Origin of the sequence: Clostridium sp. LY3-2, from assembly GCF_024705715.1 — a bacterium.
GTDB lineage: Bacteria > Bacillota > Clostridia > Clostridiales > Clostridiaceae > Clostridium.
Genome location: NZ_JAMDLQ010000065.1, coordinates 1 through 16,428 on the forward strand (window position 1 = coordinate 1; position 16,428 = coordinate 16,428).

A 16,428-nucleotide genomic window follows, 5' to 3' on the forward strand; every position below is an offset into this window, starting at 1 on the left:
AAAATATGATCCAGAGAAAGTTGTTGTAAGTACAGATGGTAAAAGATATGGACATCCAAATAAAGATATATTTAAAAGATATGCTAAATATGATAAAAACATAGATGTTTATAGAACGGATAAGACAGGAAATATAGTTCTTAGAGCGAATGGGAAAAAGTGGTGGTTTGATAAGAATGATAAACCAGTAAAAGCACTTAAATATGCTAGCTAAAAAATAGATAATTTTAGGCAGGAGTTTTCTCCTGCCTTTTTTATTTTATAATCATTGGAATACTAAATAGTATGATAACAATGATTGACATCTTTAGTAACAAATCAATTTTTATAAAACTTAACTTCTTCATATTTGAATTATGTACAAGTTTTTCATAATATATACTTAATTGATTTAAATTCTTATAATATAATTAATAAGATATTTAAAGTTAGGGGGATTTAGATGAATTACTTTATCGTATTTCAAAGAAAATTTAAAGATGAATTAAATTTAGGGTGCTTATGGGCACCTAAAAAACAAAAAGGTGGAAAAGATGCATGCTTTCATTGGAAAAACATGATCAAAATAAAAAAAGGGGATATTATATTTAGTATAAATAATAGAAAGATAGTTTCTGTTAATACTGCTATTAATGATACATATAATGCTCAAAGACCAAATGGATTAAATGGTAATTGGAATGATGAAGGATGGAGAGTTGATGTTAAATATAATATTTTAAATAAAACTATTAATGTAAATGATTTTATTGATTCTATATTGATATATTGTCCTGAAAAACACTCACCATTTAATAAAAATGGAAATGGAGCTCAGGGTTATTTGTTTGATATAAGTGAAGAGTTCGGAAACTACATTATTAATATAGTTAGTAAAGAAAATAATTTAGATAGTTATTTAGGGAATATGAGTAATGAAGACACAAAATATATCGAAGATGTAGAGAGTGAATTACCGGAAAATATTTCTGAAACAGATAGACAGGCCTTAATAAAAACTAGAGTTGGGCAAGGAAAATTTAGGGATAAACTATTAGAACGTAGTTCATGTTGTGAATTATGTGGAATAGATATAAAAGAAATGCTAGTTGCTAGTCATTGCAAACCTTGGAGTGAGTCAAATGATTTTGAAAGACTAGATAGTAATAATGGATTATTACTATGTGCAAACCATGATAAATTATTTGATAAAGGGTTTATTTCATTTGATGATAATGGGAAAATTATTATCAAATCATGGATAAATGATAATCAAATGAAATTACTTAAAATAAGTGAAGAAGATTCAATTACTATAGATAAAAACCAAATAAAGTATATACGGTATCATAGAAGTAAATTTAAGTAATAAATAACGTATAAAAAGATGTGAAAAAATATATTAATATAGGAATTATTAATTTTAAAAGCAATAATTTATAAAATATAAAAGAATAAATATTGGATTAGGATATTTAGTTGTAAAATCACATAAATTACCATATTGATTACATAAATATGGTAATATGTATTTGAAGGAATAATTTATATACTAATATCAAATACATTACTATTGGAGGTGGATATTATGGACTTAATTGATAGGCTTAATAAATATAGAATCTATGAAAAGGCATGGGAACAGTATAACCAAGAGGGACATACTGGACGAGCTAAAACAGAGTTAGTATACGAATACGCTGAAACAATAACTTCAAATCTTTGGCGCGAAACTAGAGATGAATTAAGAGAATTATCTGGACAATCATGGATTGTAGAAGAACTTAACTTTGAAGAAAGAGCACTATTAGATAAAATGAAAGAACTTAAAATGCTAGGTGAGCTTTGCAAAAAAAAATCTATAGATGAGTATAATAATAGGTAATTTAAAAGGTGAAACTGTATTTAGTTTCACTTTTTGTTTTTATTTAATTATATATTCTAACGACCGAGCGTGCTGGTAAATATTAGCGCATATGTGTGCATGAGGTTTATATAAAAAGATACAATTCTTAAATTTATGATAATAGAATGTATATCAGAGTAAGTGAAGTTAAAAAAATTATTTACTTAATACTGATTTAAAAAAGTAAATTTTAAAAAGTTAACAATAAAATTATTGCAATAAGAGAAAATACTTTTATTGAACAATAATAATATTATTTAATTAGATACTGCTTAACTTATTGATATTTTACTTGGATTAAGAATAAAAGAAATATACATACATTTACAAATTATTTACATAAACATGGTAAAATATTATTTAAGGAAGGATTTATATATAAACATAAAAAATAGAATCATTTTTTTATTTAAAAGCGCAAGTAAAAAGGAGATGTACATATGAAAAAAATAATTAGTTCATTAGTTGTATTAGGATTAAGTACAACGATTTTAATGGGGTGTGGTAAGTATGAACCTACTATAGCAGAGAATGGTGTAATGTACAAAGCAACTCAGGAGAAGGAGCAAGATGGAAGTTATCCAGTTATAAACATCAAGTCAGTTACTAAAAATGGGGACAAGATAATTGTTCAAACAGAAAGTCCAATAGAACAAATGTTGTATGCATATAAAAATTTCATTTGTTTTCAAACTATAGATGCTGATGGTGAAAAGGATTCAAAAATAAATGTGAAAGTTGAAGAAGTTGATGAACAAGGTAAGTTTATTTTAACTCCAGAAGGGATGAAAATGGAGGATGTTAAATATTTAGAAGTTGGACCATATAAAGATGGAGACAATTTTTTAATTTATGAAGTTAAATAGAAATATAATATTTAAACTTAATTATTATACTAGTAAAATATTTATTGGATTAAAGTTTTATTTAATCTTTACGAAAGATTACGTGAGAACTAACATAGAAAGAGAAGAAAGAATGTTAAAATAATTTACGAATTATAAAGAGAAAATTTTATAATAAAAGGAGAATTCTATTATGGAAAGGTTTGAAATAATAAGTGGAAGAATAGATAAATTTAATAAAGATAGAGATTGGGACCAATTTCATACACCATCTAATCTAGCAAAATCTATATCTATAGAAGCAAATGAACTTTTAGAATGCTTTCAGTGGAGTGATACAGAGTTTGATAAGCAGTCTGTTTTAGAAGAACTTGCAGATGTTACAAACTACTGTATTCAAATGGCACAAGTTATGGGTGTAGATTTGATAGATATCGTTAATGAAAAAATGGATAAGACAGAGATAAAATATCCAGTAGATAAAGCAAAAGGCGTTTCAACAAAATACAATAAATTATAATTTAAATATCGCAATAGGAGCATTAAAAGTATGGCAAAATATAATAAAATTAAAATATGCATCAATGATGGTAATTTACTTAATTTAGATAAGTTAAATAAAAATCAGAAGAAAGCATTAGAATCTAGTAACGCTATATACATTTATAGAAGTGAAAAACCTAAGAAAGTTTATATTGGTCAGACCAAAAATTTTCTAGTCAGACACAAACAACATTATTCAGGAAGTGAAGAAAAGTTCAACAATGCTAATTTTAATAGTGTAATGGTGATATTCTCAAAATATTTTAATCGCTCGGCACTTGATGATGTTGAGAATAAATTAATTACGTATTTTAATGCTGATTTCTCTAAGGCTACAAAGCAATTGGTTGAGTTTGATACAGATCAAGTGATTAATAGAACAAGAGGAAATAGCGTTAATCAATATTGTAATAGAGAAAAAGTAGATTCTGAAGTTCTACTGCCTTTATGGGAGAAGGAACTTTATAAAGAAAACTGGGTAAATACTGAGACTATTAATGAATTAAAAGCAAATGAATTGGTAAAGTACAGTCCAATAAAGGTACTAACAGAGGAACAAGAAAATTTAATAGCTGAAATTATTAACAATAAAAATTGTAGTTATGTAATAAATGGTGATGCAGGGACTGGTAAGACGGTTTTACTAACACATTTAGTAGCGAAATACTTAAATGATAAAGATGATATAAAAATCGGTGTTGTTGTACAACCTAACTGGGAAAAAATAGCCTCAAGTATATTTAGGGTTTACGGTATGAATAATAGCCGTTTAACAATAACTACGGCTACAAAACTAATAAGATCAAAAGAAAAATATGATGTAATTATAGTTGATGAATCACATAAATTATCGAGGAAATATAGTAAACAGCATCCATCATTTAATTCAGTGTATGATATGAAAGAATTTAGTGACTGTAAGTCACATTTAGAAATTATTCAACAACTTGGAAATCAAATTATTCTTATGTACGATGTATTACAAGCTATTAGACCTGCAAACATTACTAGAGATATGTTTAGCGAGTTAACTAATGGATATGTCAGAAAGTTTCTAACTACTCAATTTAGAATTCAAGCATCAGTTACTAAAAATTATACTTCTGATGATTATGTTAATGGAGTGAAATATCTTCTATATAAAGATACTGGATTGTTGGAGTCAGGTTTTACTAACTTTGATTCAAACTTTAATAGAGAGGTATTCAGAGATAAAAGTCCTGAAGCATATTTTGGATACTTTAAAGAAAGACCTTTGTATAATTTAATTGAGTGGATTGAGGAAGATAACAATTATAATCCAGAACATATTAATCGTATACTTGCAGGATTAGTTGAACCGTGGGCACAAAAAGATGGTAAAGATATAACTAAGAAACACTGGAAAGAAGATGCTATAGAAAGAAGATGGAATTCAACACAAGAAGACTGGATTAATAGTAAAGATGAGGATGCAGAGGATCAAATTGGCTCTGTATTTGCAGTTCAAGGAATTGATCTAAATAAAGTTGGAGTACTAATTGGTAGGGATCTTCAAGTAAGAGAAAATGGTAAACTAGTTGGAAATAGTGAAAACTTTTTTAATACTAATGGAGTTTTCACTAAAGAAGAGATGGAAGTTCAAGAAAATAAGGATGAGTTTACTCTTTTTGTTCTAAATATATACTATGTTTTAATGACTAGAGGTATCGATGGGATTCGTTTAGGGTTTTGGCATAATGATCAATTAAAAGAGTACATGGAAAAAATATTAGAAATATAATACTAAAGTAAAGAATAATACTTGTTTAAAATGCTGGTTTAACAAAATAGATTCTGTTTATTAGTGTGATTAAAATCTTATTAAAAATATAGGCTAAATAGATTTAAAATAATAATAAGCATAATTTGAAAGCTCAATGATTAAAATAATTATTATGAAGGAAAAAGTTTAGTGTTATAAGCAAAATATGAAAGTTTGTACTTTTATTCATAATAATGTAAAATGAATAATGGATTTGTGGTTTTTATAATTACAAAAATTTATTATTTAATAGTTAAATGGAGGGTTAAATGAGCACAAGAAAGGTATATTATTATTGTGTAGAAGTAAAAGATGGGAGGAGTAACATTGATGTAACATCAAACATTAAAGATATTTTCAATAATATTTTTAGTAAGAATGCAAATGTAGTTGATGGAAGAAAAACTTTGCAAATTCAAAATGGGGAAGTTTCATTAGATATTTTAGTGAATAATAATGATTATCTATTTGCTAGAGTTGGAAAGGAAACAGAACATTACAACATACTTAAAAGAGATACTACCACTTTTAGAGCTGAACCAGTAATAAGAAATGAAGATATAAACTCGATTTTACAAGTTTGCACATATTTTTTATTAGATTATAATACAGGGATAGTAGGGTTTGTGTTTGGTAAATCTGCACCTACTCCAAATGCGTTAACTAATATTGTTATGGATTATGATTCTAAACATAGTATAAATATTTCTAGGATAGCAAGTCCAGAAAGTGTACGATCATTATTAAAGCCAGGTTCTGAATTAAAAAAAGTTAAGTATATAATGAGAACACCAAACATTGAAATATTAGAAGCATTAAACATAAAGGACTCTTTAAAGCAAAAAATGATTGAAATGGATAAGCAAGAAATTGAAATTATCATCAAAAATAAAAATAAATCAATGTTTCCAACTTTTGAAGAAACAAAAGGTTTCATAGAAGATATTTTTTCAGCTAATGAAAAAGAAGATATCTCTTTATTTGGGAACAGCGGTAGCTCAAGACAAAAAGAATTTAAATTCCTAGAACAGGATATATCATATCCAATTGAAATAACAGAGTATGTTGTAGTTGATAAAATAAAAAAAAGGATGGAAAATGAAGCGATAAGTACTATGGTATACAATACATTAAAAAAAGTATATAATGATAACTATGAGGACATTATAAGATTTGCTGGAATGGATTATTAATAAGTAGGAGGGTTCAATTATGAGGTTTCATAAAAAGAAAATAATTATATATTTATGCGTATTAATACTTCTTTTTATAGCTTCAAGAGAAAATTTGTTAAATTTAGATGTTGTTAAACAAAATGAATTTAACTTTATTACTATTAATACAGTTTTTGCAGGATTCCTATTTACTGCTTTAGGCATAATAGCAGGACTAAGCTCAAATGGAGCATTAAACAAATTCGAGAGAATAAAAACAATGGATTCAATATATTTAAATATATTATTGGGTATAATTTTCAGTTTAGTTTCTATTGTTATATCTATTGGAAAATTGATTTTTAATATAGAAATTGATACATTCTGGATTAAAGATTTGTTTGATATACTTGAAGTTTATTTTTTAATTTTAACAATTGTACAATTTGTTATTGCTGTAAAATGCACATATTTTGCGATAAACACAGTCAGAAATAATATCAAAAAGAGTTTTCCAAGTAAGGAAAGTATGCAGAGAACCTTAAACAAAATAAAATAAAAATTCAAATCAAAAAGTAAAATACTATAATTTATTTGAAGGTAGGAACTAAAAAAGCTTCCTACCTTTTAATATATCATTCAAAATCATATTTATCTCTATTAATATAGTATGAGATAAGTTGATTATAGATTATATAATTGGTTTTATTATAAACTGGATTCAATGTATTTAAATTAAAATTTTACATACATGATTCTATGTAAAATGAAATATGTCTAATAGATGTATTGAGTAGTGATAAAGATTCTGTATTAGAAAAGGTAGAGAGCAATCTTGAAATAAAAGCGTTATACGAAAAGATGGGAGAGATACTTACTAAAAGAGAGCATGATATTTTGATAATGAGGTATGGGTTAAGAGATGGTAAGTGCAAAACACAAAGAGAGATTGCAACTCAATTAGATATATCGAGGTCATATGTTTCTCGCATAGAAAAAAAGGCATTAAAAAAATTGCAGAAAGTATTATACAGTAAAAAACTATAATAAACATATAAAGGATTCTAGCTTTAGAATCCTTTTTGTATTTTTTTTTGATGTTTATTTGCAGTTAAGTTTAAAAATAAATCTAATGTTGTGGCTATCATTCCAAAAGGTTTCAATTATGTAGCCATATATTCCAGGTTCTTTAGGTGTAGTAAATGTGTTGTTTGAAAGTTTGACTTCTAGATTATTTTCATTTGAAAGTGAGTTTTGATCAATTAAATAAACTTTAAATTCTTTAATATCTTTAGTATAGGATAGACTTAATTGAATTTTGGTATTAACAGAAGCCTTATACTCATTAATTTCTGTCAATTTCTCTGAATCATAAGCCCCTAAATCAAAACTGTTACCTCCTTTTCCAAAAGATGAATCAAACCAATTACCACCATTTGTTTCGGCATTAAAATTGATATTATCTTTTTGTGAGCTAACTTCGAGAGTAGGGGGAGTGTGTGGAAAATTAGACCGAAAAGATAAAAATATTAAGAAAATAGATATTACTAAGATAAAGACAATAATTAAAACAGAATACTTTTTCATAAGCACCTCCTAATATTATATATTATATCATATTATGAAATTTATGTAATAATATGGGAATGAAAAGAAGGATTTTAGTATTGCTTTTAAATTGTAAATTAGTTAGTTTAAGAAACATAGTATTTATATTCCACATTAGATAGTATAATTAACTTATATTTATTTTTTTGGAGGGATTATGGATAAAAGTTTTAAAAAAGAAATTATAGAGATTGCTAAAAGGGAATTGAAGGATAATGATAAATCACATGATATATATCATGCTTTAAGAGTTTTAAAGAATGCTGAATTAATTGCAAAAACTGAAAACTGTGATTTAGATATATTAATACCTGCGGCTATATTTCACGATGTGATTTGTTATCCTAAAAATTCTAAAAAATCTAAACTATCTTCAATACAAAGTGCAAATAGAGCTGTAGAAATTCTTAAAAGCATAGAAAGTTATCCTAAAGAAAAATTAGTGTTTGTATATGATGCAATCGAGGAGTGTTCTTTTAAAGGCAAAATAAAAGCAAAATCGATAGAGTCTAAAATTTTACAAGATTCAGATAGACTAGAGGCAACAGGAACAATAGCAATTATGAGAACATTTGCTTCAGCTGGAAGTATGGATAGTTACCTTTATAATTTTGAAGATCCTTTTTGTGAGAATAGGGAGCCAGATAGTTTAAATTATGCATTAGATTTATTTTTTAATAGATTATTAATAGTAAAGGATAAAATGAACACTCAAACTGCTAAAAATATTGCAGATAAAAGAAGTAAGGTTTTAAATGAATTTATAAATTCATTTAAAGAAGAAATTGTTTACTAAATTAAGAATTAGTAAATAATATATAATAGAGATTATAGTTATAAATTAATGATTAACTATTAATTTAAAACGAGTTTTTAGTTCTATGATGTAATATAATTTATTTAAGAAGTTAAAGGAGTGAAGTATAATGAATGATAGTATAATTTATTATAAAAATATGATTAACTCATTAGAAAATGATACTACAAAAAAGGAACATTTACTTGTTAAAGAAGCTGTTAGTTTAGGGTTTACTGTAGAAAATAGCATTTATTATTTCAAATCTTTTAAAAATGATATTAGACTTTATGTGTTTTCTTTAAAAAAGTTAATAGAGATAAAAAATATACAAAGTGATAATGTAGAAGAGATTGAAGTGAATTTCTTCGACTTTAAAAAAATAACTAATGTTAATTATAGAAAAGATAGATTTTATTTTAGAAGACTAAATTTTACTATAGGAGATAGAGTTTTTCAATTTGTGCCTTTAGAGGATTATGAAGAATTCAAAGAAACTTATTCATCTATGCTAAAAAGTTTTGTTAACAAAATTATATAATTAGAAAAACTTAGATATATTTATTTGAATATGGCATATGCGGAGGTTAATTTAAATTTGTATTTATAGTTTAGTCTATTAACAATTACAAAATAGAAAAAATTATATATAAAAGATTAATAATTCAAAACTATATTGTAAAAATAAGATATAGTGTGGTAAAATAAAGTCAAACTTTACATATTATTATTTTGAGAGTTATAAAGGGAGGCGGATTTATATGAGTAACAAAAAAATCTTAGTGCCTGTTGATGCAACACAAGAAAGTTTAATATCAATTAATCACTTAAAGAAAAATTATAAGTCTGATGAAGTTGAAGTTATACTACTTTACGTAGGAGAGGCAGCATTTGTTAATGGGATGTATGTTCCTTTAAAAGTTACAGACAATAAAAAAATGGGTAAAAATATCTTAAAAAGAGCATCAGATCTTTTAGAAGGCTATGATGTAAAAGAAGAATTATTATTTGGTAAGCCAGGAGACGAAATTTTAGTATGTGCAGACAAATATGAAGTAGATGAGATTATTATGGCTAAAAATACTAAAAAGAAGTTTACTCTAATTGTAGGATCAGTAACAGCTCATGTTGCAAGAAAAACAAACTGTGTTCTTACAATTGTTCCTGAGCAAAGATAGATATAATGGGACTGAGTAATTTAGCTCAGTCTTTTATTTTATACATATGATAAAAATATAATAACTTAAAAAGAGGAATTTAGTAAAAGAACTAGAATATTTTGTATGTAGGTTATTAAAAATGGACGAAAGATTGATGGAGGTTAGAAAATGTATATTTTAGACGAATTATTAGCTAAAACTGTTGAATTAGGGGCTTCGGACTTACATTTAACAGTTGGAATTCCGCCTACAGTGAGACTAAACGGTAAATTAATGCCTTTAGGTGATGAGAAATTAACTCAACCTATGATAGAAGGATTTGCTGAAGATATACTTGGGAAAAAATTTGAAGAATATAATCAAATTGGAGAAGCAGATACATCATACTCAAAAAAAGGTGTAGGAAGATTTAGGGTAAATGTTTTTAAACAAAGAAATAGTGATGCTATAGCACTTAGAGTTATATCATTAAAGGTACCAACTTTAGATCAACTAAAACACCCAAATATAGTAAAAGAATTAGTAACTAAACAAAGAGGGTTAGTATTAGTTACAGGGCCTACAGGGAGTGGTAAAAGTACAACTTTAGCTGCTATGATAAATGAAATTAATACAACGAGAAATGCTCATATAATTACTTTAGAAGATCCTATTGAATATTTACATAAGCATAAAAATTGTATTATTAACCAAAGAGAGATTGGTAAAGATAGTAAAAGTTATGCGAATGCATTAAGAGCAATTTTAAGAGAAGACCCAGATGTAATACTTGTTGGAGAGATGAGAGATTTAGAAACTATTTCAATAGCCATAACGGCTGCTGAAACAGGTCACCTTGTATTTTCAACACTTCATACAATTGGAGCAGCAAAAACAATAGATAGAATAATTGATGTATTTCCACCTCACCAGCAACAACAAATAAAAGTTCAATTAGCATCTGTACTTCAAGGGATAATATCTCAACAATTAGTACCTACAGCTGATGGAAAAGGAAGAGTTGCTGCACTTGAAACTATGGTAATTACACCAGGTATTCAAAACCAGATAAGAGAAGGAAAGACTCATCAAATAGAATCTGCTATACAAACAGGTAGCAAATATGGAATGAAAACTATGGATATGTCTTTAGCTGAGCTTTACAGAAATGGAGTTATAACATCTGATATAGCTACTAGCTATGCAGTTGATAAAGAAATTCTAAAAAGACTTATGATGATGTAGTTTACTTAGAGCACACAAGTGATATAATGTTATTTGTGTGTTTTTTTTATTATCATAAGAAAAATAAAAGGATTTTGAAGAAATATGTTGAATACATAAAATAGAGACTACACTGACAGAGGAGGGAAGACTTTAAATGCAAGAATTCTTAATTACAGCAGTTGATATAGGAACAAAAAATATTTCAGCATCTTGTGGAGAATACAAAAATGGAGAAGAAGTTGAGATAATAGGAAGTTCTTGTGTTGAATCTGCTGGAATCGAAAGAGGCAAATTAATCGATAAGGAAAAGTGTAAAGTACAGTTTTTAAATGCGCTAAAAAAACTAGAGGAAGAAAATCATGTTGATATAAGTAGTGTTTATATTGGTGTTTCTGCAAACAATTTTAGATTTGAAGAAGTAAGTAACAATATCAATGTTGAAGGGATTATATCAAAAGATAATATAATTGATGTAATAAAAAAATGTAAAAGGAATATTAACATCGAAAAACATGAACGTATTTGTGATATAATTATAAATTATTACAAAGTAGATGATAAAATAACTTATAATATTCCAGAAGGATTGCAATGCTATAAACTTGAAGTTAACATAACTATTTCTATTATGGATAGAAAAGTTATAGAAAATTACAAATATCTTTGCGAAGGTACAAAGTATTTTATAGAAGATTTTATAGTTAATGGACCTTCATTAAAAAACATATTTTTAAGTGGCAACAGAAGAGGCACAAAGTTCATAATTGGAATGGGTGCAGCTCTTACTGAAATAGTAAAATTTCAAAATGGTAAAGTTACAAGTGTAATTGATATTCCTCTAGGTGGAGATGATATCACTAGTGACATTTCAATTTGTGCAAACCTAAAAAAAGAAGATGCGGAAGAGTTAAAGTGTAAATATAGCGAAAACATTTCCCAGTTTGAAGTTTGCAAAAGTGAAGAAAAAGAACTAAAAGTTAGTAGTGGATCAATACATAAGGAGTTATTTTACAAAGTTTGCAACGCAAGAATTGAAGAAATTCTTAAATATGTTAAAAATGAGTTAAAAAAGGCTAGTCATTTCACAGAAACTTGTAGTATAATTTTATATGGAGAATCTTTAACTAATTTTGATAAAGCCCAAGTGTTGGTTAGAGAAATTATTGGAACAAACGCTCAAATCATCACAAAGGATGATTTTGGAATGGATAATTTCAATGACTTAACATCTTTAGCAATTGTTAAAGAAATTCACGATAAAGTCGAATTATTATATAAAAATTCTTCAGAAGTTATTGAAGAATTTAAAAAAATAGAATCAAATTATCAATCTAATGATGAAGTTATTGATAATGAAGAAGTCGCAATTGAAGTAGAAGAGAAAGAAAGTAAAAAGAGTATTGTTGGGAAATTAAGAAGTTTTCTAGGGGATATTTTCTAAAGGAGGAGTAATTTTGTTAGATTTTGAAGTTGATATGCAAGAATTAACTAATATAAAGGTAATCGGTTGTGGAGGAGCAGGAAGTAACGCAGTAAACCGAATGATAGTAGAAGGATTAAAAAACGTTGAGTTTATTGCTATAAATACTGATAAGCAAGCTTTAATGCTTTCACATGCGAACCAAAAAATTCAAATTGGAGAAAAGCTTACTAAAGGGCTTGGTGCAGGAGCAAATCCTGAAATAGGACAAAAAGCTGCAGAAGAAAGTAGAGAAGAGATTACAGCTGCGATTAAAGGTGCAAATATGGTCTTTATAACAGCTGGTATGGGTGGAGGAACTGGAACAGGTTCTGCTCCTGTAGTTGCAGAAATTGCAAAATCATTAGATATTCTTACTGTTGGAGTAGTTACAAAACCTTTCCCATTTGAAGGGAAAAGAAGAATGAGACATGCCGAAATGGGTATTGCAAATCTTAAAGCAGCTGTTGATACATTAGTAATAATACCAAATGAAAGATTATTATTAATGGCAGATAAAAAGACAACACTTTTAGATTCATTTAAATTAGCTGATGATGTTTTAAGACAAGGTGTACAAGCTATATCTGACCTTATTACTATACCTGGTGTTGTTAACGCCGATTTTGCTGACATAAAAGCAGTTATGTTAGATAAAGGATTAGCACACATGGGTGTTGGTCACGGTACAGGAGACAATAGAGCGGCTGATGCTGTAAGAGAAGCTATATCATCGCCATTATTAGAAACATCTATTGAAGGAGCTACAGGAGTTATATTAAACTTTACTGGTGGCGCAGACCTTGGTGCATTAGAAGTTTACGAAGCAGCTGATGTAGTAAGAGAATCAGTAGATGCAGATGCAAATATAATCTTTGGTGCTGTAATTGATGAGAACTTAAACGATGAAATAAGAATTACTGTTATTGCAACAGGGTTTGAAGAAGATATGATGGTTCAAGACAAACCACAGGTAGTTATTAAAAAACCTGTTGAGACTAAAAAAGTAGTTGAAAATGTTGTAGAGGAAGTAGTTGAAGAAGTAGCGACAACTACAACTGAAAATGAAGAAAAATCTTCATATAATGATGAGGATTTATCAATTCCAACATTCTTAAGAAGAAGAAAAAATTAAATTTAAATAAAAATAAAAAAGTGGTTTAGGCCACTTTTTTTTATTTTGATAATCTTCTCCAAATTATATCAACTTTCAATCATTTCATAGGTATATATTTGAATATAAATTTATTTAATGTAAAAAATATTGGAAAATATAGCTTTTTACTCTAAAATAAACTTCAATTATTAGATAAATATTTTATTAGATTAATTATTATGTTAAAATTATATTGTATTATTATTTAGAAATAGGAGAATGGGTATGAATAAAAAGAAGTTAATGGCACTTATTTTGATCGCGTCTGCAAGTGCAAGTCCTCTTTTAGGAAAAGAAAATGTATATGCAGCAAACGCAAAGCCTGATAGTAGCTCTATGAATGATAATTCTAGAAGTTCTAATAAAGGACAAGTTATAAATGTAACTACTTCTTTAAGAGTGAGAAGTGGAGCTGGAACTAGTCATAGTACTATTGGTTATTTGAAAAACGGGCAAACTATCTCTATTAAAGGAAAGTCAGGCTCATGGTATAAAATCGATTTTGAAAATAAAACGGGGTATATAAGTGAAGATTTTGTAAAACTATTAAATGGAGATACAAATCAAAACAATTCACAAAGTAAATCAAAAGGTAAAGTTATTAATATAACATCTTCGCTTAGAATGAGAAGTGGAGCTGGAACTAGTCATAGCACAGTTGCATACTTAAGAAACGGTCAAGAATTTGATATTTTAGGTAAATCGGGAGACTGGTATAAAATTAAAGCAGAAGGTAAAGAAGGGTTTGTTCATAAAGATTATGTAAAGGTTATTTCTGGTAATGAAAATAATAATAATAATAATACAAGTAATGAGAACAAACCAACAACTGTAAAAGGGCAAGGACAGGTAGTTAATGTTGAAACTGCATTAAGAGTTAGAAGTAAAGCTAATACTTCATCTTCGATTAAAGGATATATTTATAATGGAGATAAGGTTGAAGTTTTAGAGAAAACAGGTAATTGGTATAAAATAAAGAAAGGTAATCTTGAAGGTTATACATCATCAGATTACATAAAAATCACAAATAGTGATAACTCAAACAACAAACCAGAACAAAAACCGGATTCAAAACCTGATGAAAAGCCAACAGAAATAAAAGGAACAGGAAAAGTAATAAATATTACTTCTTCATTAAATGTAAGAAGTGGAGCGTCTACAAGCCATAGTATAGTAGGTACACTACATAATGGTGATAGCTTTGATGTTATAGGTAAATCGGGAAGTTGGTATAAGATAAAAAAAGGAAGTATGACAGGATATGTATCACAAGATTTTGTTAAATACACACCAGAAGCTGATAAACCAAGTGAAAAACCTGATGATAAACCAGAAGTAACAGCAAAAAAAGGAAAAGTTGTTAATGTAACATCATCACTAAATATAAGAAGTGGAGCTTCTACAAACCATAGTGTAGTTGGTGTTTTACATGAAGGTGATACCTTTGATATTTCAGGTAAATCTGGTAACTGGTATAAAATCAAAAAAGGAAGTGTTACAGGTTACGTTAATGAAGATTATGTAAAAGTTATAGATGATAACGGTGGTGATACAAGTAAGCCTGATGATGGAAATACTAGTAAGCCAGATGAAAAACCAGGAACTGAGGATAAAACAGGGGTAGTTAATGTAAGTAGTTCTTTAAATGTTAGAAAAGATGCTAGTACTACGTCTGATGTAGTTGGACAATTAAGAAATGGTGACAGAGTTACAATTAAAGGAGAAAAGAACGGCTTCTATAGAATTCAAACTAATAGCATAAAAGATGGTTATGCATCAAAGGATTATATTAAATTATCAGATGGAACAGAAGGCGGAACTTCATCAGATGGTAATGGAAGTGTAAATGTAGACTTTAATGGGCCTGTTGTCCATACAAACTACAGTATGACTTTAGATGACTATATTAAACTTCAACAAAGTAGAGTTCCAAGTTACAGCTATAGTTACTTTGAACAATATATAAATCCGGAGAGAGCTACAAATAGATACCAGTTCTTAAGAATTGATAGATTTAGGGATATAGATGTTACTGGATTAAATTCATATCTTTCTTCAAAAGATGCAGGAGTTTTAAAAGGTACAGCGTCAGCTTTTAGAAGCGCGGCTAAAAACCATAATATAGATCCGATTTATTTTGTATCTCAATCAATACATGAAACTGGATATGGTAAAAGTAAACTTGCAAAGGGAGTTCAAATAAGCGAAATTGCAAATCCAGACAAGCCTATATATAACTCAAAAGGACAGCTAATTGGATATGAAATGATTAAGTTAAGTAAACCTACAACAGTATATAATTTATTTGGTATAGGAGCATATGATAACAGTGATGTTTTCCCAAATAGAGCATTAATTATGGGAACTACTTATGCATATAATAAGGGATGGACTAGTATAGAAAAAGCTATTGATGGAGCTGCAGAATTTGTTTCTTTAAATTATGTAAATAGTTCTAAGTACGAACAAAACACATTATATAAAATGAGATATATGCAAGATACTGCAAATGTTTGGCACCAATATGCCACATCTCCTTGGTATGCTCAAAGTATAGGAAGTCAAATGTCAGAGTTATCAAACTTGTATAAATCAGGGAATGAGTATTTATATGATGTTCCAAAATTTAGTTCAAGCAGAGCTATTTCATTTAAATCAATTCCTAATAATACAATAAGCAAAAAGGAAAATCTGCCTCAAAGTCAGACACACGTTCCTTTAGAAAAGCATTAAAAAAAGACCTATTTTAGGTCTTTTTTTTTATTGTATATATAAAACCACTTGCTATGCGAGTGTGTTCAGAAAAAGTTTACTGTTGTAATATGTAAAAAAA

15 protein-coding genes and 3 pseudogenes are annotated in these 16,428 nt (G+C 27.7%); 17 read left to right on the forward strand and 1 reads right to left on the reverse strand.

Annotated elements, in window-relative coordinates:
• From M4I33_RS16480 to M4I33_RS16520, 10 genes and pseudogenes are all read left to right on the forward strand, one after another.
• Positions 1 to 214 (forward strand): annotated as a pseudogene (locus M4I33_RS16480) (hypothetical protein); the annotation flags it as partial.
• 228 nt (positions 215 to 442) lie between these two features.
• Positions 443 to 1,348 (forward strand): HNH endonuclease, encoded by a 906-nt coding sequence (locus M4I33_RS16485; protein WP_257917820.1) that lies wholly within the window; start codon positions 443 to 445, stop codon positions 1,346 to 1,348.
• A 219-nt stretch (positions 1,349 to 1,567) separates the two neighbouring features.
• Entirely contained in the window at positions 1,568 to 1,864 is a 297-nt protein-coding gene (locus tag M4I33_RS16490) for a hypothetical protein (RefSeq protein ID WP_257917821.1), read from the forward strand.
• 461 nt (positions 1,865 to 2,325) lie between these two features.
• Positions 2,326 to 2,751: a hypothetical protein gene (locus M4I33_RS16495; RefSeq protein ID WP_257917822.1), complete on the forward strand. Its 426-nt coding sequence runs from the start codon at positions 2,326 to 2,328 to the stop codon at positions 2,749 to 2,751.
• Positions 2,752 to 2,923: 172 nt separating this feature from the next.
• Positions 2,924 to 3,250, forward strand: coding sequence for a nucleotide pyrophosphohydrolase (locus tag M4I33_RS16500; RefSeq protein ID WP_257917823.1), 327 nt, complete (start codon positions 2,924 to 2,926; stop codon positions 3,248 to 3,250).
• Positions 3,251 to 3,280: 30 nt separating this feature from the next.
• Positions 3,281 to 3,580, forward strand: a pseudogene (locus M4I33_RS16950) (GIY-YIG nuclease family protein); the annotation flags it as partial.
• 36 nt (positions 3,581 to 3,616) lie between these two features.
• Positions 3,617 to 5,035 (forward strand): DNA/RNA helicase domain-containing protein, encoded by a 1,419-nt coding sequence (locus tag M4I33_RS16505; protein WP_374707722.1) that lies wholly within the window; start codon positions 3,617 to 3,619, stop codon positions 5,033 to 5,035.
• Between the two features lie 290 nt (positions 5,036 to 5,325).
• Complete coding sequence (locus M4I33_RS16510; RefSeq protein ID WP_257917825.1) at positions 5,326 to 6,249, forward strand: hypothetical protein; 924 nt, start codon at positions 5,326 to 5,328, stop codon at positions 6,247 to 6,249.
• Positions 6,250 to 6,268: 19 nt separating this feature from the next.
• On the forward strand, positions 6,269 to 6,769 hold the full coding sequence (locus M4I33_RS16515; protein WP_257917826.1) for a hypothetical protein: 501 nt from the start codon (positions 6,269 to 6,271) through the stop codon (positions 6,767 to 6,769).
• A gap of 206 nt (positions 6,770 to 6,975) precedes the next feature.
• Positions 6,976 to 7,257, forward strand: a pseudogene (locus M4I33_RS16520) (sigma-70 family RNA polymerase sigma factor); the annotation flags it as partial.
• 54 nt (positions 7,258 to 7,311) lie between these two features.
• Here the strand turns inward: M4I33_RS16520 and M4I33_RS16525 are convergent.
• Positions 7,312 to 7,797 carry a hypothetical protein gene (locus M4I33_RS16525; protein ID WP_257917827.1) on the reverse strand — a complete coding sequence of 162 codons (486 nt, stop codon included), beginning with the start codon at positions 7,795 to 7,797 and terminating at the stop codon, positions 7,312 to 7,314.
• A gap of 178 nt (positions 7,798 to 7,975) precedes the next feature.
• On the opposite strand from M4I33_RS16525, the gene M4I33_RS16530 reads away from it, so the two are divergent.
• From M4I33_RS16530 to M4I33_RS16560, 7 genes are all read left to right on the forward strand, one after another.
• Positions 7,976 to 8,614, forward strand: a complete 639-nt coding sequence (locus tag M4I33_RS16530; RefSeq protein ID WP_257917828.1) for an HD domain-containing protein — start codon at positions 7,976 to 7,978, stop codon at positions 8,612 to 8,614.
• A gap of 130 nt (positions 8,615 to 8,744) precedes the next feature.
• Positions 8,745 to 9,155, forward strand: a complete 411-nt coding sequence (locus M4I33_RS16535; protein ID WP_257917829.1) for a hypothetical protein — start codon at positions 8,745 to 8,747, stop codon at positions 9,153 to 9,155.
• 220 nt (positions 9,156 to 9,375) lie between these two features.
• Positions 9,376 to 9,792 (forward strand): universal stress protein, encoded by a 417-nt coding sequence (locus tag M4I33_RS16540; RefSeq protein ID WP_257917830.1) that lies wholly within the window; start codon positions 9,376 to 9,378, stop codon positions 9,790 to 9,792.
• Between the two features lie 150 nt (positions 9,793 to 9,942).
• On the forward strand, positions 9,943 to 10,998 hold the full coding sequence (locus tag M4I33_RS16545) for a type IV pilus twitching motility protein PilT (protein ID WP_257917831.1): 1,056 nt from the start codon (positions 9,943 to 9,945) through the stop codon (positions 10,996 to 10,998).
• 136 nt (positions 10,999 to 11,134) lie between these two features.
• Entirely contained in the window at positions 11,135 to 12,421 is a 1,287-nt protein-coding gene (locus M4I33_RS16550; RefSeq protein ID WP_257917832.1) for a cell division FtsA domain-containing protein, read from the forward strand.
• A 13-nt stretch (positions 12,422 to 12,434) separates the two neighbouring features.
• Positions 12,435 to 13,574 carry a cell division protein FtsZ gene (gene ftsZ / locus M4I33_RS16555; RefSeq protein ID WP_257917833.1) on the forward strand — a complete coding sequence of 380 codons (1,140 nt, stop codon included), beginning with the start codon at positions 12,435 to 12,437 and terminating at the stop codon, positions 13,572 to 13,574.
• A 246-nt stretch (positions 13,575 to 13,820) separates the two neighbouring features.
• Positions 13,821 to 16,328 (forward strand): SH3 domain-containing protein, encoded by a 2,508-nt coding sequence (locus tag M4I33_RS16560; protein WP_257917834.1) that lies wholly within the window; start codon positions 13,821 to 13,823, stop codon positions 16,326 to 16,328.
• Positions 16,329 to 16,428 lie beyond the last annotated feature (100 nt).